General features: G+C 59.5%; 12 protein-coding genes and 1 pseudogene. 6 read left to right on the forward strand and 7 right to left on the reverse strand.

What is annotated here, in order from left to right:
* Positions 1-628 precede the first annotated feature (628 nt).
* The 6 genes from Q0D31_RS22165 to Q0D31_RS22190 all read right to left on the reverse strand — a co-directional run bounded on the left by Q0D31_RS22165 (position 629) and on the right by Q0D31_RS22190 (position 9051).
* Positions 629-2056, reverse strand: coding sequence for an undecaprenyl-phosphate glucose phosphotransferase (locus Q0D31_RS22165; RefSeq protein ID WP_291856096.1), 1428 nt, complete (start codon positions 2054-2056; stop codon positions 629-631).
* Between the two features lie 21 nt (positions 2057-2077).
* On the reverse strand, positions 2078-3976 hold the full coding sequence (locus Q0D31_RS22170; protein WP_291856097.1) for a WecB/TagA/CpsF family glycosyltransferase: 1899 nt from the start codon (positions 3974-3976) through the stop codon (positions 2078-2080).
* Between the two features lie 220 nt (positions 3977-4196).
* Positions 4197-5462, reverse strand: coding sequence for a polysaccharide biosynthesis/export family protein (locus Q0D31_RS22175; protein ID WP_291856099.1), 1266 nt, complete (start codon positions 5460-5462; stop codon positions 4197-4199).
* Positions 5459-7087, reverse strand: coding sequence for a Wzz/FepE/Etk N-terminal domain-containing protein (locus Q0D31_RS22180; RefSeq protein ID WP_291856101.1), 1629 nt, complete (start codon positions 7085-7087; stop codon positions 5459-5461). The genes Q0D31_RS22175 and Q0D31_RS22180 overlap by 4 nt, the downstream gene beginning before the upstream one ends.
* Before the next feature lie 57 nt (positions 7088-7144).
* On the reverse strand, positions 7145-8242 hold the full coding sequence (locus Q0D31_RS22185; RefSeq protein WP_291856103.1) for a glycoside hydrolase family 5 protein: 1098 nt from the start codon (positions 8240-8242) through the stop codon (positions 7145-7147).
* Positions 8239-9051, reverse strand: coding sequence for a hypothetical protein (locus Q0D31_RS22190; protein ID WP_291856105.1), 813 nt, complete (start codon positions 9049-9051; stop codon positions 8239-8241). The genes Q0D31_RS22185 and Q0D31_RS22190 overlap by 4 nt, the downstream gene beginning before the upstream one ends.
* A 312-nt stretch (positions 9052-9363) precedes the next feature.
* Between Q0D31_RS22190 and Q0D31_RS22195 the strand changes: the two genes are divergently transcribed.
* Together Q0D31_RS22195 and Q0D31_RS22200 are read left to right on the forward strand one after the other, a co-directional pair.
* The gene (locus Q0D31_RS22195) at positions 9364-10299 is read left to right on the forward strand and encodes a class I SAM-dependent methyltransferase (protein WP_291856107.1); all 936 of its coding nucleotides are present in this window, start codon (positions 9364-9366) and stop codon (positions 10297-10299) included.
* An 18-nt stretch (positions 10300-10317) separates the two neighbouring features.
* Entirely contained in the window at positions 10318-11832 is a 1515-nt protein-coding gene (locus Q0D31_RS22200; protein ID WP_291856109.1) for a lipopolysaccharide biosynthesis protein, read from the forward strand.
* On the opposite strand, the gene Q0D31_RS22205 is transcribed toward Q0D31_RS22200, so the two are convergent.
* Positions 11785-13080: a hypothetical protein gene (locus Q0D31_RS22205; RefSeq protein ID WP_291856112.1), complete on the reverse strand. Its 1296-nt coding sequence runs from the start codon at positions 13078-13080 to the stop codon at positions 11785-11787. The genes Q0D31_RS22200 and Q0D31_RS22205 overlap by 48 nt on opposite strands.
* Before the next feature lie 620 nt (positions 13081-13700).
* On the opposite strand from Q0D31_RS22205, the gene Q0D31_RS22210 reads away from it, so the two are divergent.
* The 4 genes and pseudogenes from Q0D31_RS22210 to Q0D31_RS22225 all read left to right on the forward strand — a co-directional run bounded on the left by Q0D31_RS22210 (position 13701) and on the right by Q0D31_RS22225 (position 19888).
* Complete coding sequence (locus tag Q0D31_RS22210) at positions 13701-14270, forward strand: Crp/Fnr family transcriptional regulator (RefSeq protein ID WP_291856114.1); 570 nt, start codon at positions 13701-13703, stop codon at positions 14268-14270.
* Positions 14271-14491: 221 nt separating this feature from the next.
* Positions 14492-16186, forward strand: coding sequence for a TolC family outer membrane protein (locus Q0D31_RS22215; protein ID WP_291856116.1), 1695 nt, complete (start codon positions 14492-14494; stop codon positions 16184-16186).
* Between the two features lie 281 nt (positions 16187-16467).
* A pseudogene (locus Q0D31_RS22220) lies at positions 16468-18651 on the forward strand (type I secretion system permease/ATPase); the annotation flags it as partial.
* Positions 18638-19888: an HlyD family type I secretion periplasmic adaptor subunit gene (locus Q0D31_RS22225; protein ID WP_291856117.1), complete on the forward strand. Its 1251-nt coding sequence runs from the start codon at positions 18638-18640 to the stop codon at positions 19886-19888. The pseudogene Q0D31_RS22220 and the gene Q0D31_RS22225, both read left to right, overlap by 14 nt.
* The last annotated feature ends 57 nt before the right edge of the window (positions 19889-19945 follow it).

The raw sequence follows: 19945 nt of genomic DNA on the forward strand, positions 1-19945 counted from the left end.
ACTCCCGGCAGAGGTCCGTCATCGCCTCCCCGTCCAGCAGGCGGGCAACAAAACGCAGGCGTTCTTCCATGACCGAACTCGCTTTCCACGGCATCCACACACCTCCCGCTTGCAAAAAAAGCGAAAAGTGTAACCCATGTGTCCGGTACGAAATGTCACCTATGTCTCGGGCCGCTCACAGCAATACCGGTGTTTTTTGCCACCATCTGGACTAGGCTCAGAAGACAAGGCTGTGAAGAGGGTCGTTCCCTCCCCGGAATGGGCGACAGTTCCGCCGCTGGCGATAGGCCCTGATGATGCTTGTTTACGCAATCCTTAATGGTTTGGCTTGATGATCTGAACGATTCTGTCTGAAGAACTTGCTCAGGACCGAGGAAGGCTCGATGATTGCAACTGGGCTGGCAGCGTTCGTACTGGGAATTTGTCTGACGCACTTCAACGCGCTCTCGATCGTCGTCGCGACCGTCATTTGTGCCGGTGCGTCCCTGACATTGTCCAGCGTTCTTGGGTGGACCCTTTTTGATTCCATCCTCGTCTGCATAATCGCGCTTGTTGCGCTGCAGACCGGATACCTCGGCGGTGTCATGCTGAGAGCCTCCCGGAGCTAGACGGCACCGCCTCTCCCAGTTCAGTAGGCGTTCTGATAGCTCTTCTTCGAGAACAGCGTCTTGACGACGATTTTCATGTCGAAGGCCAGCGACCAGTTATCAATGTAATAGAGATCGTATTCAATCCGCATCTGCATCTTGTCCAAGGTATCTGTTTCGCCGCGCAGACCGTTGACCTGCGCCCAGCCTGTAATACCCGGCTTGACGTTATGCCTGCGAGACAATCGCGCGATCTGGCCGTCATACATTTGATTGTGCGAGATCGCGTGCGGGCGCGGTCCCACCAGCGACATTTCCCCGCGGATCACGTTGATGAGTTGCGGGAGCTCATCCATATTTGTCCGTCGCAGAAACCGCCCTACCCGCGTGACCCTTGGATCATTCCGGCTTGCCTGACGAAAAGGCGGTTCATCATTACGCTGCACCATGCTGCGGAACTTCAGCACCTCTATCGGCTCGTTGTTGTATCCGTGGCGGACCTGTCGGAAAAAGACCGGACCCGAAGAGTCAAGCTTGATCAACAGCGCTATCAAGAGCAGCAAGGGCATCAGCAAGACGATTGCCGTACCAGCGACGACCAGATCAAAACTTCGCTTCAGGAAACGGTCTGCGACCCAGCGCGGACCGGATTTGAGTTCGATCACGGGTGCACGCCCAAACCAACCAATGCGACTCGAATGCAAGAAAGCCACTATTCGACTCGGCAGCAACTGGACATTGACAGGCGCATGGGACAGCTTCTCGACCGCCGTGGCCACGGCGCTCATCTCGTCTCCATCGAACAAGAGCAAAACAGTATCGGTTTGAAACCTTCGGCAATCCCGGACGATTTCGTTCAGCTGCGCGTCGCCCGTCTCCGCATTCAGGTAGTAGACCCGCCTTATATCCTCTAACCTGGACGACCACCGCTCCAGCACTTCCGCCGGCTTACCCACGCTCGGAAAGACCAGGACAACAGCGCCGGCTGAACTCCAATAACCTCGCCGGCGCGATGTTTCCACAACGCGCCAACACAGGACCCGAGCGCCGATCGCGGCGGGCAGCGCTAAAGCCAACTGTGCCACGAATGTACCCCTGGAGTAGCTGGTGACGGTCCCCGACAGAAACATGACCGCCAGCAGGATGACAAAGGCGAGACATAATGCGAGCGCGCTTCGATGTACGGCGCCGCTATTCCATTCCGCACCGAGGAAGTCATACTGCTTGTCTGCGAGGCAGATCGCGCCGTAAACCAACGCAAGGCCGATGGATATCCACCCATAGGGAAGGGTATTTGGCGGACCTGCCCATACAATCTGGTGATAAGCGACGAAGGCGATGTAGGTCGCTAGCGCTATAGCCGCCATTTCGGTGATGGCGACGCCGGCGACCAGACGGTTTCGGACATCCCGGGGTGCAGGAACCGCGGATCCCTGGACCGGGGCGCCTGACCATATCGATTCCGTCATTCCATTGTTCTCCGTCCGCATCTAGCTATGTTCCGAGAGTTTCCGTGGCATTCCGCCAAGCATGGGATCCCCGCGGCCGCCCGACCACCAGTTGGCCACCACGCTCTTCAAGAACATTGGCGTCTCGACAAGATAGCGACCGGCAAGCCGCCGCGGCTCGAGCCACAGCCGGTAAACCCACTCCATCCGAGCGGTACGCATCCAGTGGGGTGCGCGCGCGACATTGCCAGCCAGGAAATCGAACAGCGCACCAACGCCAAAGCCGAGCATGCAGCCGGTCTGCTCGAAGTTCCTGGCAAGCCAGAGTTCCTGAGCGGGGTTTCCAAGCGCGACCAGAAGCACGTCCGCCTTGGCGGTCCGAATCTTTTCCAATAACGCAGGCGAATCGAGATCGCCGTACCCGTTCTCAACCCCGACGACGTGATGCTGTGGGTGGGCTACATTCAACGCTTCCGCGGCCCGCTCCGCGATTCCCGGCTTTGCCCCCAGCAGGAAGACCCGTAGGCCGTGGGCCGACTGGCTGAGGAAATGCGGCACGAAATCGGTGCCGTTCAAATTGTCGGGAAACTTGGAGCCGTAGAGAACCCTGCTCGCGATATCCGTGCCGATACCGTCATTGAGTATGATGAAGCGACGCAATGCCTCGCGAACATCAGGTTCGCCGTGAGCGATGTGCAGCAAATTGGCGTTGCCGAACGCAACCATGGTTTTTTGGCGTCGAGCGATCGCGCGTTGAAGATGGATACATGCGCCGCGCCGGTTCACCATCTGGATCGGTACGTTCAGAATGGCTCGTCTTGGTTGGCCGAGTACCGATCTATACAACGTCAGATAGCGATCGTTTACGGCGCCCCAATCGTAGGTCTTCGCTGCTTCGATGCAGGCGTCGCGCACTTCGCCAAATCGCCTGCTCACCTCGTTCCACCGTTCGACAAACGCGCAAGCGGCGGAATGCGCCTGACCGAAATCGACCGTCAGTCCGATCCCCGTCGAGCTTACCAGCGTTTCAAACGCGCCGATGTTGGATAGAACCGGGTACAAACCGGCAGAGAGGCCTTCGATGGCGGCGAGGCCGAAGCCTTCATATTCCGATGAGCTGACGAAAATGCTTGCGCGAAGCATCAGCTGGCGAATCTGTTCATCCGAAGGTCCATCCAGAACGAAGATGGCGTCCTGCTGACCCAGCCGCTCAACCAGCTCGCGTATTTCGGCCGCGGTCTGATCCCATTCTCGTCCCGCAATCGTTACGGACCACTCGGGATCGATCTGCCGGAGTTCCTTGACCCACGCGATCAGACGATCCAGTCGCTTGTTCGTAGACAGTCTCCCAAGGCAAACCATGCTCTTGCGCGGCTGTTCGCTGCCTGCCGCCGCGAACTTGGAAATGTTGACACCGTTCTCGACCAGATGGAGCCCGCCATTTCGGATCCGCGTGAACCGCTCCAGGTCCGACCGGCTTACAGCTGCGACGCCGGCGTAGGCCTTTATCGACGTCCGCGTGATGCTACGAAACCAAATCGATTTCAGCCGCGAAGCGCTCTGGGTATGAAAAAAACCGCCATGGGTCGATACGACAAGGCGACGCCGATGAAAAACCTTCGTCAACGCCAGGAAATCAAAGAAGAAGTCGATGCCGTGAACGTGGACGATATCCGCCGGGCGGATGAAGCGCAGCACGGATGGCGCAATCGGATACCGGTGCGATCCTCGGTAAGGCACTCTTACGATTTCGACGCCGTCCAGGATTTCATACGGCTTCAAACTATCTTCACACGACGCACCACAGGGTCGAAACACGCGATTCAGGGTTACGACCCGGACCGCAAAACCAGCGGCTACCTGTCGTCTGGACAGTTCCCGGACCACGTCCTCCAAGCCGCCCACCGATGGGAAGAACTGCCGAACGACATGGACGATCAACATCGTTTTCCAACGCCCCAGAACGATCTGCCACGCGGCAGGCTTGCAACAAGACTGCTATCGCAACGCAGTATCTCTCGCTCGGTTCGGGGGAACCGATAAACTTTCTGTAAGTTTTGAAGTTCCTTAATCTATGTTGCTGGACGCATCCAACGGGACATATCGCCAGTCACTTCTCGCGTCGGAACAGAATTTGCGCGCACGAAACTGGATGCCGCAATCACGGGGGCGCTGTCAGCTCCGCCCTGCCCGTTCTCATTCGGACCTCGCCTGCGAGATCCTCCGACACGGCCGTTCGCACCTCAACGACGTCTCCCGGTTCGATCAGGTCGAAACCTCCAATCGTGATCTGCTGGGTCGCTCCTGTGGCTGATCGCCTGACCAGCTCGAACTTCGGTTCCACACCCGTGCTCCGCAACCGTTTTCCGATGGCCACTGGAGCCGTGGTCTCGGCTTCCGCGATGAGTTGCCTGGCCATCTCGATTCGCGCGTGGGTGTCTCGGATTTCGGCGGCAACGGAATCGGCTTCCGTGTCGATGCGCTCACGCGACTTCGCTCTTAGTTCATCCGCTTGCTGGACGGCTTGCGCAATGTTCTGGCGAGACCGCATGATGATCGCCTCAAGGTTCCGTTGGGTTCCTTCGATTTCCGCGATCGTTCGCTCGACAAGGAGCAGCCTGGGATTCGCAGCCAGACCCCGCGCAGCCAGGCCGCGCAACTCGTCCAGTTCCTTCTGAACCAGTTCGGCTTGCCGCTTCTCGGAAAGGATTTGCGCTTGTATGGCCTGGATTTCGCCGCGATAGAGATTCTGCAGTTCTGCCAGCCCGGCCAGCTGCTTCTCGAACTCGCCTCTGCGCGCATCAAAAAGCGCTCGCTCGCGGGCGAGCAAAGCCGAGACCTTCGGATTGTCTGGATCAAGATCGTTCGACCGAGGAAATACGATCTCGGTTGCTCCGGATCGTTCGGCGTCGAGCCGAGCGCTGCGTGCGGCGAGCACAGCCGACTTCTCTTTCAGAATTCGCAGGTCGGTTCGTTGCATGATTGAATCGCGTTCAAGTCGAAGAAGTCCCGGATCGGTGAAACGAAAAAATCCCCCGGCAATGCTGACGGCCTGCAGCACACTAAGCCCGGGCCGGAATGCATATGCGCCCGGCTTCTGCACATCCCCCATGATGAAGAATGGCCTGTATTCCTTGATTTGCACCGAGACGCTTGGGGGCTCATTCAATCGGGCCTGCTGCTTAAGCATCTCTTCCAGACTGCGTTCGAGTTGCGCCGTGGAAAGTCCATTGGCGAGCACTTCTCCCACCAATGGAAATGATATCTTTCCGTCTGCACCAACCTTGAAGTCTCCGCTCATGTCTGGCCACTCGTACACCTTGACGGCCAAATGATCTTCCGGTCCAAGAACGTATTCTGCGCGAGCGGCTCGCAATGGGGCCATAAACAGCACAAAGCAGACTACAAAAATCAGCGGCTTGATCATCGCTTACTTTCCTCGTTGCTGCGCCACCTGTCGAGCCAAGAGAACCGCTTGGTAAGCCATGCCGGACGTGGAGGCCGTTCAGCACTCGTTCCGAGCTTTCTATGCTCGAAGAACGCCGAGAAAGCCGGGTCGTAAGTCTTAAGCTGCTCGACGTCGACCTTGTTGAGAATCGTCCCTAGCACTTTCTGCATCAATTCTTGTTGACTGATCATCGCCGACCCGAGAACGTCCAGCGACGTCTTTCCCCACTCGATTACCAACAGCATGCCGTCAAACGCGACGGCAGATTCGCGGACGTCGGCCATGAGTGTTGCCGCTGGCAGATCGACGACGATAAGGTCAAATAGCGCGGTGGCTTCCGAAAGCACGTGATGCAGCCCGGCCAACGTAATGGCGGGGTCCGCCGACGCTCTCGGTAGCTGGCCAAGCGAGAGAACTCTCAAATTGGGGTTCGACGTCGCGCGCAGTACCTTGCTCCATGACGTTTTCTTTCCGAGCAGCTCGATCAAGCCGGCCTGTGCGTCCGGAGCCAGTAGGCGCGACAATCTTCCGCTGTTGGTCGCCGCGTCCACAAGCAGCACCCTGCTCCCGGAGGATGCAGCCAACTGCGCGAGATTTGCCGCAATTTCCGTCTTGCCTTCGTTCGGCAGCATAGATGTAACACCAATTGTTTTGGTATCGGCTTGCTCGCGGATCGCCGCAAGCGATCGCCGGAGGGTGTGCGCAAAGAAAGAGCGTGGGTTGCGAACCGCCTCGCTTGTCGCGTTTCGCCCCGCCGTGAGGGGAGCGATTCCGAAGCACTCGGTTCCTGTAACGGCACTCGCCTGGCTCTGGGTTCGGATCGTTCGATCCATAACGTCCACGGCAAATGCACCGGTAGTGCCAAACATCAAACCGACGAGAAGAGCGGCGCAAAGCAACACGATCGAGCCGGGGCCGTCCTTCCGGATCGGAGCGGTTGCCTCGGTTATGACCGTTGCATTCGGCCCCATGTCGACCAGGCGTGCTCGCAACCAGAGGCTCGCCGATTGCGCCACCTTGGCGTTTGAACGAGCGACCAACCCGATGTACTCGGTTCCGATCCTGTTGGCGATGTCGGAGGCCTGCTGCGGCGAACTGGCCGTAAAGCGGATCTCCAGCGTATAGCTGTCTCCAACCCGTCCAACGTAAAGTCTTCTCTTGAATGAATCGAGAGCTTGTCTCCTTTGCGCCTCCTCATCTGCGGATGAAGCGAACAAGCCGAAACGCTTGCTGGTAAATTCCCGATCCTCGGTCAGCTTGAATGCGTCGATGACCTGATTTGCTATCGTCTCGGAGCGAAGCAGCTCGATTTGATTTTGAATCAGCGGGACGTCGACCTCGGATCGGGCGAAAACAGCGTCTTGTCGGCCAAGCTGGAGACTCTTGTTATCGATCAGCAGCTTTGTGACTGCGGTATATGAATCTCCGCGAAACAGCGAGAACAGAGCTGCCAGCAGCACGAAGCACGCCGTTACCAGCACGACCAGTCGCTTATGCCTGACTACGCTGATGAGCCGCGGTGACACGGCCAAGCCGTCCGGACCTTCTCTGTCCGGAAAGGCGCCGCTCATCCGCAGATCCTGCCGACGGGTTTCTTTCAGCATACCGTCAACTCAACGTTCCGAGCAGATCCGAACACGTTCTGCATTCTCGTGTTCCTACTACGTCCGGGACACAGAACACGAACCCAGGTATCGCGTGAGTACCGACATTACCGGCGCGTCCTGTCCGGCCCGCGGTTCGCTGGAAAGCGGATAGTCTCCCCACCAAGGTCCGCCAGCCCAGTAGGTTCCGCCTACCTCGGACTGCTTGAGCGTATCGAGAGCATTAGCCAGCACTACCAGCCAGCGAGGGTCGTTGTTCGGCACGCCATACTCGGTCACCGTTCCCCGGAAGCCGCGCCGTTTCAGCCATGCCAGAAACGGTTTGAGCCGATTCGCCGCAATCTCGGGACGAATGCGGTCGTCGTCGTAACTCCGTTCATAGATGCCCTTGCCGCTACCATCGAAGTACTGGTGCGCCACATAGACCACCCGATCTGAACTGTCTTTGATCGCCAGATGCTCGTTGAACTCCCGCCAACTCCGTGCGCTGCTCCAGCCGTCGCCGGGCACGTAGAGCCAGCGTTCCTTGTCGACCGAACGAATGGCATCGACCGCGGCTTGCGCAATGCGTGCCCACGTTCCTCCCGTGTCATGCGGCTCGTTCATAAGGGTGAAGATCAGCTGATCCTTCAAGGGAGCGAAAAGGGAAGCGACGCGAATCCAGAAATCCACGAACGCGGACGTCGGGACCGCCTGGCTGCCGATCAACTCCGGAACGCCGTCGCTAACGGCGTAGCGCGCGTAGTTGTGAGGTCCCGTGATGAGAACCATGTTCTGATCGCGAACGATCCGAATAAGCGACTGGAGCCGCTCCGATTCCTGGGGATCGAGTTCCGCGAACAGCTTTGGCTGCAAGCGTTCCCAGAGAAAGGTGACCCTTACGACCCGGAACCCTTTGCCGCGATAATAGGCAAGCATGCTGTCATCCGGATAGATGAAGTCCTTCCCGTATGTCCCGCGCACGCCCTGCGACAGAGCCGGTCCAACGATATTGATGCCGAACTCCTTCCAGGGTTCGCTGGGCAGGCCCGCTTGGCACGTGCTACCGCCCGTGTTTTGGAGGGCGCCGGCTGATGCGGAAAGGAACGCGGCACCCGCCGACGCGGCTGCTCCTGCGAGGATTTCGCGGCGACGAAAAACGAATGAAGCTGTCATGCTGTCTCCTGCTGGCGCCGGGAACCGGCAGTGGCGGCGAGCGATCCCTTTGCACGCGCCAGCATGAGCCGCGCGCGATGGGAACTGCCCAAGCTTGCGCCGTACGAAACATGTGCTGCCACCATCCGGCCATAGGCACCCAAGCGGCCAAACGCCTGATCCATTGCGTTCGGCCGAGAGCGCGACCTGGCGCGCGCCAGCGCGTAGGCTCGGGAGTAGGCTTCTGTCAGCAGCCATTCTTCCGTCATTCGAGATGCTGGAATCGAGTGGAATACGATGGCTTCGCTGCCCCAGACGGCGACCGCCCCCGACTTCTCCATTCGATATGCGAAATCGATCCAGCTGGTTTCCAGGCGCCTGCCGGAGAATAAATCCGGCCAGCAAGATCGAATTGTGGCAGATCGGATCAATGAATTGTCGGGCGCGGGCATGCGCGCTATCGGTCCGGAGCGAACTCCGCATCGGTCAAAATGGGCGCCCGCTACCATCCAAGCCGGCGGAGGATTGTCGAATATCGCCTTGACTGGCCCGGTCACGACATCGGCATCGAACTCTTCCTGGGCCTCCTTCAGCGAATGTAACCATTTGCGTGGCGGACGCTGACCACAATTGATCAGCGCTATGAATTCTGGACGGGGCTGAAGGCTCAAGGCAACCTCGAAGGCGGAACCGCTGTCCAATTGAAGCGAACTGGAGCGGACCACAATCCTTGGCTGTTCGCGTGCTGGATCGGAAAACGACTGCCGGTCCGGCGCAGCGACGCTCGGTACGACGGCAATAACCGCGCCGCCGTAATCCTGCTCCAGCACGGCTTGCACCGTGCGCCGGAAAAGGCCTGGGTCGGAACAGGGTCCAAGTACGCACACCGCAATGCTCGATCTTGAAACAGCACCCTGCGCCGACAAGAAACTGCCAGTCAGGTTTGCGCCGCTAGGCTCTGCCTGTTGCAGCAGGCTGGGGAATGTGTGCATGGCGCTCGCTGACGTCCGTGATGTTGAGGAACTTTTTCGAGGGCGTATACGTTCACGAGGGCGGATGGTTCCATCCGGCCCAACGGCCGAATGGCCGAACTAACATTTGATAATGTGCGCCTCTCCCGTTCATCTCGTTTCGGATCTCAAATGTCGATCAGCGAACAATTATCTCGCCTGACCTATCACTCCTGGAGGGACGCGGCTCGCAGCGTCTTTCGGTTTGGGGTGCGAAAACTGAGCAAGACCGGCTCGGCACTCGGCAGTTATGCGATTCTTCCTCTCGATCACCAGGCGGTCTTGTCAAAGACGAACGGGGAGTTTGTCTACAGCCAAGTGCTGGAGCGAATGAATCAGCACCTCGCCGTCTACGACACATTGCTGCAAGCGATGGCGCCCTATGTTTCACGGGCGCAAGCTACCATCCCACGCACCGCGTCTGACAACGCTTCGCCGTTCTGGGATAATGCCTACTTCCATGGCAACGACGCCCGCACCGCGTGGGCATTGACAGCGCTCGTGCGTCCAAGCCTGATTGTGGAAATTGGAAGCGGTAACTCCACCAAGTTCTTTCGCCACTCGATTCAGCATAACGGGCTGAGCACTCGCCTGACATGCGTTGATCCTGCGCCTCGGGCCGAGATCAGCGCAATCGCCGATGAGATACATTACGAGCCGGTCCAGAGCACAAGTACGGCCGTATTTGACGCGCTTCAGCCCGGCGACATCCTGTTCTTCGACGGAAGCCATCTGGTGGTGCAGGGCAGCGACACCCAATACGTGTTCCTGGAGATCCTGCCGCGCCTGCCCAAGGGTGTGTTAGTACACATTCATGACGTCAACTTGCCGTACGAATACCGGAGCTTTTACAACTCGCGCCTTTACGGCGAACAATATCTGTTGGCCGCCCTTCTGCTGTTTGCGCCGGACTGGAAACCAGTCTTTCCGGTGTACTGGCTTGAAATGACCGGACGCCTTGCTACCACCGAACATCCCGCCGCATCGTTCTGGATTACGAACGACCTGGAGTTCTTCACCAAGCGGATCGCGGACACCGCGTTGCAATTGCCGGTAGGTCATAGGTAGCCGAAGAGAACCAGAGCAGTGCGAGACGACCAGCTCCAGAGCTTCCGCATTGCTGCGTCAAACGGAATGGCGTTTACCGCGCTTGGGCAGGGACTCAAGCTGTTCGTGCATATGGCGGCGATCGTCCTTCTCTCCCGGCTCCTGGGGCCGAGCAATTTCGGCATATTTGCAATGCTCTCTCCGATACTCGCGCTCGCAACGATCCTGCGTGACGCGGGCGTCAACGGTGCGATACTGCAACGGAGTACAGTAAGCTACGAAGAGCTGAGCACGCTGTTCTGGCTGCATGTAAGTTGGGGCTGTGTACTGGCAGTGATCCTTGGTTTGTCAGCTCCCTTCATCGCGTTATTTTACGCGGAGCCGCGCCTCATCCCACTTGTTATCGCATCAACGTTCATCGTAGTCGCCGGCTCACTCTCGCTTCAGCACATGGCGTTGCTCAACAGGGACCTCCGCTTTCGCGCGCTGGCGTTTATCGATGCTGGCTCCCTGGCGCTTGGCTATGTCGTCGGCACGATAACGGCGCTGTTGACCGGGTCTTACTGGGCATTGGTGGCCGCGGCAGGCACAACCACCGTGACAGTGGTCGTCTCAAGCTGGGCTGTCTGTCGCTGGCGGCCGGGGTGGCCAAGCACACCGAATAATGTCTCGGACATCCTCCGCGTCGGCGGCAACATTACGTTATCCGGATTGTTCGATTTCCTGATTCGAAGCGTTGACAATGTCCTGATCGGAAGAGCCCGCGGGCCGTTCGAACTGGGATTGTATGATCGAGCCTATCGAATCGTACTGCTACCACTCGTCTTCGTCAGCGCGCCGATGGACCGCCTCGTCCTTCCCCTGCTGGTCCGAATGCGTAACGAGCAGGAACGCTATCGCAAGATCTATCGGCTGGCCGTGCAGGCGCCCCTGCTCGCCATTCTCCCCTCGATGGTGACGATCATGGCGATTCCGGAACCGGTTTGCTTGTTGTTGTTGGGCCCCGAATGGAAACAGGCCGCACCTCTGCTTGGTTGGCTATCGCTGGCGGGTGCGCTGCAGCTCGTAACGAGTTCCCTTGGTGCTCTCTTGATCAGCCAAGAACGCGCGCGCGAGCTTACGCTTCTCAACGCGTTCAGCTTTGTCTTTGCCTGCGCTGCCTATGCAATAGGATTGCCCTATGGTGCGTGGGGCGTCGCCGCATGTTATGCCGTCAGCGAAGTTATTCGTGCGCCGCTGGCGGTTTACTGGACGACGCGGAGAGGCTGGGTGCGGCCGAGCGACATTGCCGAAGCTGTCCTGCCCTTCGTCGCCGCAGGGGTATCCGCATTTGCAGCGATCTCCCTGCTCAAGCATCAACTGCCGGGCGCACCCGTGACGCTTATCGGGTTATCTGCGTTCATCTCGTATGCCATCACGCTAGCTTTGCTGGCGTGCACCCGCAGCGGCCGACAATGCCTCAATGAAGCATCCGATGTGGCTGAACGTTTCAGAACCTTCTTATGGTCACCTGACGGAGGCGGCTGGCTGCGGCGCCAGGTAAGCCGCAGATGAAGAGGCGCCGACGCGCGTAGCCGCTGCGCTCAGGAGCAGGAAGAGAAATGCGTGTACGAAGCCCAGTCTATAGAAGATGCCGTTGGTTGGGGCGAGCAGAAGGTAGAAGAAATAGATGCCGAAAATCAAATGGCGGTGCTGCGGTCGGCCGACCCGCTGCCACAGCCTCAAAGCCGTCATAGCGTAGGCGCAGAAAAATGCCGCGTAGAGGAATCCCACACGGAACACTTCTCCCAAAACGCCAACATCATTGATGAAGAAATTTCGTCCATACAGTCGCGCCAGCCCGCCATCGTAAAGCAGCGATACCGCACCTAACCCGAAGAAGTAGTTTTCGGTCAGCAGGTCCGTGACAATTCCAAGCGTGTTAATCCGGGTGTTTTCGAGCAAGTTGGCGCCAAAGAACTCCGACAGGTTTGGCAACACCGCTTCGGAAAGTTGCGTTATTACGACCGGACCGCGAACCGATATCGTAATGAGAAACGCAACGACAATCACGGCGCCGGTTCCGATGGTCCAGGTCGGCCGTAATCTCAGCATCAGGACGGCCAGGGTAGCTGCGGCGGCCAGCGTCAGTTGCCGTGCCTGAGCCACCTGGACCAGGCCGACGAATCCCACCACCATCGCCAGTAAATTCAGGTTGTATCGCTTCGTGACAAGGCATCCCACCACGCCGACGATGAACGTTATGGCGAAGCACTCACCGGCCGCCGACATGCGCAACCGCCGCGTGTCAAGGTCAGGCAACGCCCTTCCGCTCAGTTGATCCGGCACAAGGAGCTGAAGTCCGATCGCGGTAATCAGATAGACGCAGGCGCACAGGATGAGAGCGGTCAGTATGTCACCCACCTTCAGGGCAAACCTGCGCTGAACTGGATCGAACACGAACCAATAAAGAAACGTCAGAATGCGACGCTCTTCGCTGAGGCCGAAAATCAACGGCTGATCAAACGTCAGCCACGCAAACACGCTGCTGAGCAGAAGCCAGAAGAAAGGAAACAGGAAAAAGAAGAGGTCGAGGGATCGTAACCTGCCGGTAATAATTCGCGTTGCCATGCTGAAGACCGCGATGGCGATCAGCAGCGCCAAGGTTAGTTCGAGCAGCAGGAACGGCGCCAGGGGATGCGTTTCGAACGCGTCTCCGATTGAATGAAAGAACTGGAATGCGGAGCAAAACAATAGCGTCAGGACCGCAGTGCCTGCAGCGCGGTTCGGCGCGCGCTGAACTCGTTGGGATGTTGTGTGCAATGGAACTCACCTCGCGAGCCAAGAACCTGCGGGAACCCGTCTGGTTCCACCCGCACAGCGGCGCCTAAAGGCCGGTCGTCAGCCGCGCAGCACTGGTTGGTCGCCTCGCCTGCCTGCGCGGCTGAAGTTCCGGTAACATTCGTTGATGGAAACGGCCGCCAACGTTGTTTCCGCGTTCAGCTTGAACCTATGTTGATGCGGCGGATGACCCGATCCAGGCGTTGGCATCGTTCCTGCATAACGTTGAATAGTCGAGAGCGTTCATGAACTGAAATCATGACGTCAAATGACAGCGATATGCTCCCTTGTATTCATGATCGACTAACCAGCGATGGACATTGGACGGCCATACTCCCGGCTGCTTTCAAGGCTCGAAAGGGTCAGCCCATTCACGGACGCTGACAGGCAGCGCGTTGCCGGTCTTCCGTTCAATCTCGTCAATTGTCCCGCCTACAAAGAGGTTGTCGCGTGCGGGGACTCACCTTCCCGATGCGTGTTGGTGCTGGATGGCTTCCTGTATGGATACAAGATCGTCGCTGGTTCGCGCCGCCAGATCATTTCCTTCTTCATACCCGGTGATGTGGCGGACTTGTCGACGTTGTACTGCCCGAGGATCGACTATGGTGTCGCCGCCCTGGGCTCTCCGGTGCTGGCATGTGCCGCACAGCGCACTCAGAGAGGTGGTTCATCAATCACCGAACGTGGCGCAGGCCTTTTGGCTTGAAACCCTGATGCAGTCGGCCATTTCCCGGGAATGGGTCGCTAGTCTGGGACGCCGCGACGCTGTCGCAAGAACCGCGCACATCATCTGCGAACTTGCGGTGCGGCTGCAAGCGAATGGTTTGGCCCGTGATCTTTGCTTTCGCATGCCTTGGACCCAGATCGACCTTGCCGACGCTTGCGGAATTTCCAATGTCCATGCCAACCGGGTCGTCAAGGAACTCCGGCAACTCGGCCTCGCGAAATGGGAACCGAAGCGAATTACAATCAAGGACTGGCACGCTCTGGTTCGGGTCGCAGAGTTCGATGCTGGCTATCTCCGTTATCGCGGACCGGGGTCTCAGTCGTCCAGATCACGGATTCGGCACGATGGCTCCACAAAGCATGGGCAACCTGTCTTTCACCCCTTTGTTTCTGGTGGTGATGAAGTATCGCTCAACGGGCCTGGACAGCAGACCTCCCGGCCCTAAGCCGAATCGACGGCGTCGATCGGTCTCAAACAGTGGTCAAGGGCCGGTTCCCGGCGCGCCTGGTGGCTCCGACGCCGCCGCCGGCCGGATCTCATCCACGGCGGTTTCCCCGCCTTGTTGCCGAAATGTCATAGGTGAACCTTTGGGACTTTGATAGTTTCTGCCCTTGAGGGCTGGGAATTTTTTTCTCAAATTATTATTCGGCAGGCGGGATGGGGCAAATGAAATCCGCATATTTTACGATTTTCGGCCTTAGTCTGGCCATCGGATCGCCTGCAATCTCTGAACCGTTTTCGATCAACGACGCCTTGAAGCAAGCGGTGTTGACCAATCCGGGAGTCGGCGAAGCTTCAGCGAATCGACGGGCGACGGAGTCCGAACTTCGGCAAACCCAAAGTACGCTATTGCCGCAAGTGCGGCTTGAAGCCCGATATGGTCCCGAGAAATTCGATCAGGGCACTGCGGTGGCCAGCGGGTCGGCGCTACCCGTTCCGGTTGTGGGATCAGGCCCCTGGCGCAACGGAACGCAGGGGTCTGTCGTGGTACGACAGGTGTTGTTCGACGGGTTTGCCTCCATTCATGATATCTGGCGTCAATCGGCCAGGGTCAATTCAGCGGCCTTCCGGGTCCGGGAACGGACAGAGCTGATTGCGTTGGATGCCGCGGAAGCCTACGTCGATGTTGTCCGCTATATGAGACTGGTGGATCTTGGGCAGCAGAACCTTGCCAACCATGAGCGGATTTTTTCCAATGTGAACTCCCGCTTCAGGGGCGGTCGAGCCGGCGAAGGTGATCTCGAACAGGCAAGAGAGCGGGTCGAGAACGCCAGGGCGACGTTGGCGGAATTTCGCAAGAGCCTGGAAGATGCCCGTGCCAAGTATCGCAAGGTAGTGGGACTGGAACCCTACAACCTGCGCTTCCCGGCCCAACTGGGTGGACTGCCCGCGACCAAGGATGAGGCGCTCGCTATCGCCGTCCGCTTTAATCCGACGATCCTGGCTGCGCAGTCCGACGCCGACGCCGCCAAGCACGCCTTCAGGGTCACTGACGGCGCTTTCGTTCCAAATCTGTCGCTCGAGGGGCGAGCCACCCATAACGACAACACCTATCCATTCCTGGGCACCACCCATGATAGCTATAGCGGAAAGGTCGTGATGTCGTGGGACGTCTTCCGCGGCGGTCAGGACGTCTGGCGCCGTTCCGAGATGGCCGAGCGGCACACCGAAGCGACCATGCGTCATGCGCGGTTGCAGCGCGATGCGCTTGAGTCGATCGACAAGGCCTGGTCGGCCCGAACGATAACAGCAACGCGTGTGGCGGCCTTGACGCGTCAATTGCAGGCCGATCGCAAGACGATCGCCGCCTTTGACAAGGAATATGAGATCGGTCAGCGCTCGCTGATCGACCTGCTCAACGCGCAAAACCAGTACTTCAACGCGGCCGTCTCGTTGACCTCGTCGCGCGGGGTCATCGTTTTCGCCGACTACCAGATGCTGGCGGCGATGGGAACGCTGCTCGAATACCTCAAGGCGCCGCCCCCGGTCGATGCCGCGCCGCTCGATGTGATGCCGCTTGGTCTCCCCGCCTACAAGTTTCCGACGCCCAGGGTGACACTGCCGCAAACCGGATCCGACCCGCTGCGAGTCTCCGATGCAGCCACCGGAACCGCTGGTGCTCCCATGGCCTATGCCGCCGCGGCGGCACCTCAGGTCTTTACCGACCGTTGGCCGCGCGGTGCGGCAGCGGCACGCATGCTCGGGGCATTGGAGTGGTTCGCCGAAAAAAACGGCCGCAGCCCAAGCCTGACACCCGCTCACGTCGACCCCACTTTGGGGAGATCGGTAGCTTACGCTTCAACAACGGATGAAGGTAAACCATACTGGCTCCTCTCCGCCTTCGCATCTGCCAGGAAGTAACCAAACAGCGGCCTTAGCGGGATATCTTGCGCCATCCAGCAGCTGCGGGGCGGTTACAATTAACTCTTTGATAAGAAGCCCGAATCTAGCGATGATTCGGATGCAGAATCGTTGTATTCTGATGGCTTGCTAACCGCGACCAAGGTTGGGCGGGCCCGTTCGCTTGAAATCAGAGGCATCAGGCTTTGTTCTCCCGGACCCCAGAGAAAGCGCCACGCCGGCCACCCCAGGGGCAACCGGAAAGGGGCACCGAACCCGCCAAGGTCAACGCGTCGCGAAGCGACCCGCTCGCTGCTTCCCTCACCTATTTGGCTGCCCATCATGGCCGGGCGGTAAGCCGTGAGGCTTTGCTTGGAGGACTGCCTATCCTTGATGGAAGGTTGTCGGTGGCCCTTTACGATCGCGCCGCCAGACGCGCCGGACTTGAGACCGAAGCCATCAAGCGAGAGATCGTCGACATTCCCGCGATGGTTCTTCCTGCGGTCCTGGTGATGAATACCGGGGCGGCGCTGATCCTTCTCGGTATCGATGCGGCTAGTCAGAGCGTGAGGGTGCTGGACCCGACGATCCAGCCGCACACGCCGCGAATCATGGGCATCAAGGCTGTTGCGGCGGATTACACCGGCTACGCTTTCCTGGTGCGGGCTGCGGCCGAAGCCAACGCGCGCGCGGTTGCCGCGGGCGATCTCCCGCGCGATCACTGGTTCTGGTCCGTCGTCCAGGTGCACTGGCGCAGTTACGGGCATATCGCCCTCGCTGCCTTTCTGATCAACATGCTCGCGCTCGCCACGCCCTTGTTCACCATGAGCGTTTACGACCGGGTTATCCCGAATGGCGCCATTCCCTCGCTGATCGCGCTGTCGATCGGCATGGGGCTTGCGATCGTCTTCGACTTCGTGCTTCGCACGGTCCGAAGCCGCATTATCGACGTTACGGGCAAGACAGTCGACGTCGTTCTTGCGGCCAACATCTTCGAGCACGTGATGGCGGTGAAGATGGCGCAGCGGCCGACCTCGGTCGGCATCATCGCCAACCAGCTTCGCGACTTCGACTCGGTGCGTGAATTCTTCACGTCCGGCAGCGTCGTGTCCGCGACGGATCTGCTGTTTGCCGTGCTGTTCATCGGCGTGCTGTTCACCATTGCCGGTCCCCTGGCATGGGTTCCGCTCTTGATGTTGCCCATCATGATCGCGCTTGGGCTGACGATGCAGCGTCCGCTCGACCGCGCGATGAAGCGATTGCAGGCGGAATCAGCGGCCCGACATGGCGTGCTGGTGGAATCGCTCTCGGGGCTGGAGACCGTTCGTGCCACAGGTGCCGAAGCCCGGATGCAGACGGCTTGGGAGCGATCGGTCGCTGCAACTGCGCGGTCGGGCGAAGACGTCCACTTCTGGGCGTCGCTCACATTGACCAGCGCGAATGCCGCTCAGCAACTCACCAGTCTTCTACTGGTGATCATTGGCGTTTTCCTCATTCTCGACGGCAAGCTGACGGTCGGCGCGCTGGTCGCGGCCAACATGCTGGCTGGCCGGGTTTTGGCCCCGATTGCCGGCATAGCGTCGGTCATCACGCGCGGCACCCAGACGTTGGCCGCCCTGAAGTCGATCGACCGCATCATGACGCTGGAGCGCGAGAGATCGCCGCAGCGGGCCTACGTCGCCAGGAAGATCGACCAGGGTCGCATCAGCTTCGAGAATGTCAGTTTCTCGTATCCGAACGCACCCGCCAAAGCACTCGACAAGGTTTCCTTCAAGATTGGCGAAGGCGAGCGAATTGGAATTATCGGCCGTGTCGGTTCCGGCAAGACCACGGTCGGACGTCTCCTGCTCGGCTTCTACGAGGCGGAAGAAGGTCGCATCCTGATCGATGGCGTCGACTCCCGGCAGTACGACCCGTCGGACCTGCGCGCCGGAATCGGATTTGCGATGCAGGACACCGACCTGTTTTTCGGAAAGCTGCGCGACAACATCGCGCTTGGCAAGCCGGATGCGACCGACGAAGAGGTGCTTGCCGCAGCGCGGCTGTCCGGCGTCGAGAGCTTCATCGCAGGCCACCCCTTGGGATATGACATGCCGATCGCCGAGGGCGGCCGTAGTCTGTCGGGCGGCCAGAAGCAGGCCATCGGGCTGGCGCGTGTCCTGATCCGGAAGCCGCGGGTGTTGTTCCTGGACGAGCCGACGGCGCATTTTGACGTGCGCAGCGAGAGCGAATTCCTGGAGCGGCTCAAGGCCATGAGCGGTGAGAAGATGACCATCATCATCTCCACGCATCGCCTGTCGCTTCTGGCATTGGTCGATCGCCTGCTGCTGTTCGACAATGGCCGGCTGGTCGCGGACGGGCCGCGGGACAAGGTTCTGGCGCTCTTGCAGGGCAAGCCCGCCGCGTCCGCGCCGGCCGAAAGCGTGACGCAACCCAATCCTACGCAGCGCGCAACCCTGGTGCAGAAACCCAATGCCGGCATCTGACTTCGCCTTTGCCAATGACATCCGGGCTGCCGCGGCGATGCGTACGCCGCACACCTCGCGCATGCTGTTGCTGGCCTTTCTGGCGCTGCTGCTGACGTTCCTGATGTGGGCGCATTTCGCCGTGCTCGATGAAGTCAAGCGAGGCAATGGCCGCGTCGTGCCATCCCGCCAGACCCAGGTGGTCCAGACCCTCGAAGGCGGGATTGTCGGCGACATCCTGATTCGGGAAGGCGATATCGTCAACCAGGGGCAGTCGCTGATGCGGATTGACGATACCAAATTCGCGGCCGAGTTTGGCGAGATCCGGGAGCGGCGGGCGGCGATGGCGGCGCGTGTTGCCCGGCTCGAGGCCGAGGCGCGGGGACGAAGCGAGATCGTGTTTCCCGAACAACTGGACCAGGTGGTCCCGGCGGCGGTCGCCACCGAAACCAGCGTCTTCAGGATGCGCGGGCAGAAGGTGGCGCAGGACGTCGACGTCCTCAACCAGCAGGTCACCCGGCTGTCCGGATCGCTCAAGCTTCTGGACCGGGAACTGGCTCTCACCCGCAAGCTCTATGAGCAGAAGGTGGTGCCCGAGATCGAGATGCTGCGGCTCGACCGGCAGGCAACCGAGATGCGCGGGCAGCTCGCCGAGGCCCAATCCAAGATCGCCAACACCCTCGCCTCGTTTCGATCGCAGGCGGATGAGGATCTGGCCAAGTCGAAGGGCGACCTGGCCGTGCTGGACGAGAACATCAAATCCGCGCAGGACCGCGTCCGGCGCACCGATCTGAAGGCGCCGGTGCACGGCATCGTCAACAAATTGAACGTCACCACGATCGGCGCGGTGGTTCAACCGGGCGCCAATGTGATGGACATCATTCCGCTCGACGATACGCTGCTGGTCGAGGGCCGCATCCGGCCGCAGGACATCGCGTTCATCCGCCCCAACCAGGACGCGGTGGTGAAGCTCTCGGCTTACGATTCCTCGGTTTACGGCTCGCTGAAGGGCAAGGTTGAGCGGATCAGCGCCGACACCATCGTCGACGAAAAGGCAGACAAGTCGGAACGCCAGGAAACATTCTACCGGGTGATGGTCCGGACCGAAAAGAACCATCTCGGCACCAGCAAGAATTCGCTGCCGATCATTCCAGGCATGATCGCGACCGTAGAGGTCCTGACCGGCGAGAAATCCGTGCTCAACTATCTGCTGAAGCCGGTCCGCACCCTGCGCGACGACGCGCTGCGCGAGCGATGAGCCGGTCGCGCCGCCAGTTCCTGGATCGCGGCTGATATAGGTTCAATTTTAGACGAT

It is taken from the genome of Bradyrhizobium sp., assembly GCF_022844465.1.
Taxonomy (GTDB): Bacteria; Pseudomonadota; Alphaproteobacteria; order Rhizobiales; family Xanthobacteraceae; genus Bradyrhizobium.

Excerpts from the sequence above, each read along its gene's own strand:
- Q0D31_RS22165 (WP_291856096.1), bottom strand. The coding sequence starts at position 2,056 with ATGACGGAATCGATATGGTCAGGCGCCCCGGTCCAGGGATCCGCGGTT.
- Q0D31_RS22175 (WP_291856099.1), bottom strand. The coding sequence starts at position 5,462 with ATGATCAAGCCGCTGATTTTTGTAGTCTGCTTTGTGCTGTTTATGGCC.
- Q0D31_RS22180 (WP_291856101.1), bottom strand. The coding sequence starts at position 7,087 with ATGCTGAAAGAAACCCGTCGGCAGGATCTGCGGATGAGCGGCGCCTTT.
- Q0D31_RS22185 (WP_291856103.1), bottom strand. The coding sequence starts at position 8,242 with ATGACAGCTTCATTCGTTTTTCGTCGCCGCGAAATCCTCGCAGGAGCA.
- Q0D31_RS22195 (WP_291856107.1), top strand. The coding sequence starts at position 9,364 with ATGTCGATCAGCGAACAATTATCTCGCCTGACCTATCACTCCTGGAGG.
- Q0D31_RS22210 (WP_291856114.1), top strand. The coding sequence starts at position 13,701 with ATGGTGTCGCCGCCCTGGGCTCTCCGGTGCTGGCATGTGCCGCACAGC.
- Q0D31_RS22215 (WP_291856116.1), top strand. The coding sequence starts at position 14,492 with ATGAAATCCGCATATTTTACGATTTTCGGCCTTAGTCTGGCCATCGGA.
- Q0D31_RS22225 (WP_291856117.1), top strand. The coding sequence starts at position 18,638 with ATGCCGGCATCTGACTTCGCCTTTGCCAATGACATCCGGGCTGCCGCG.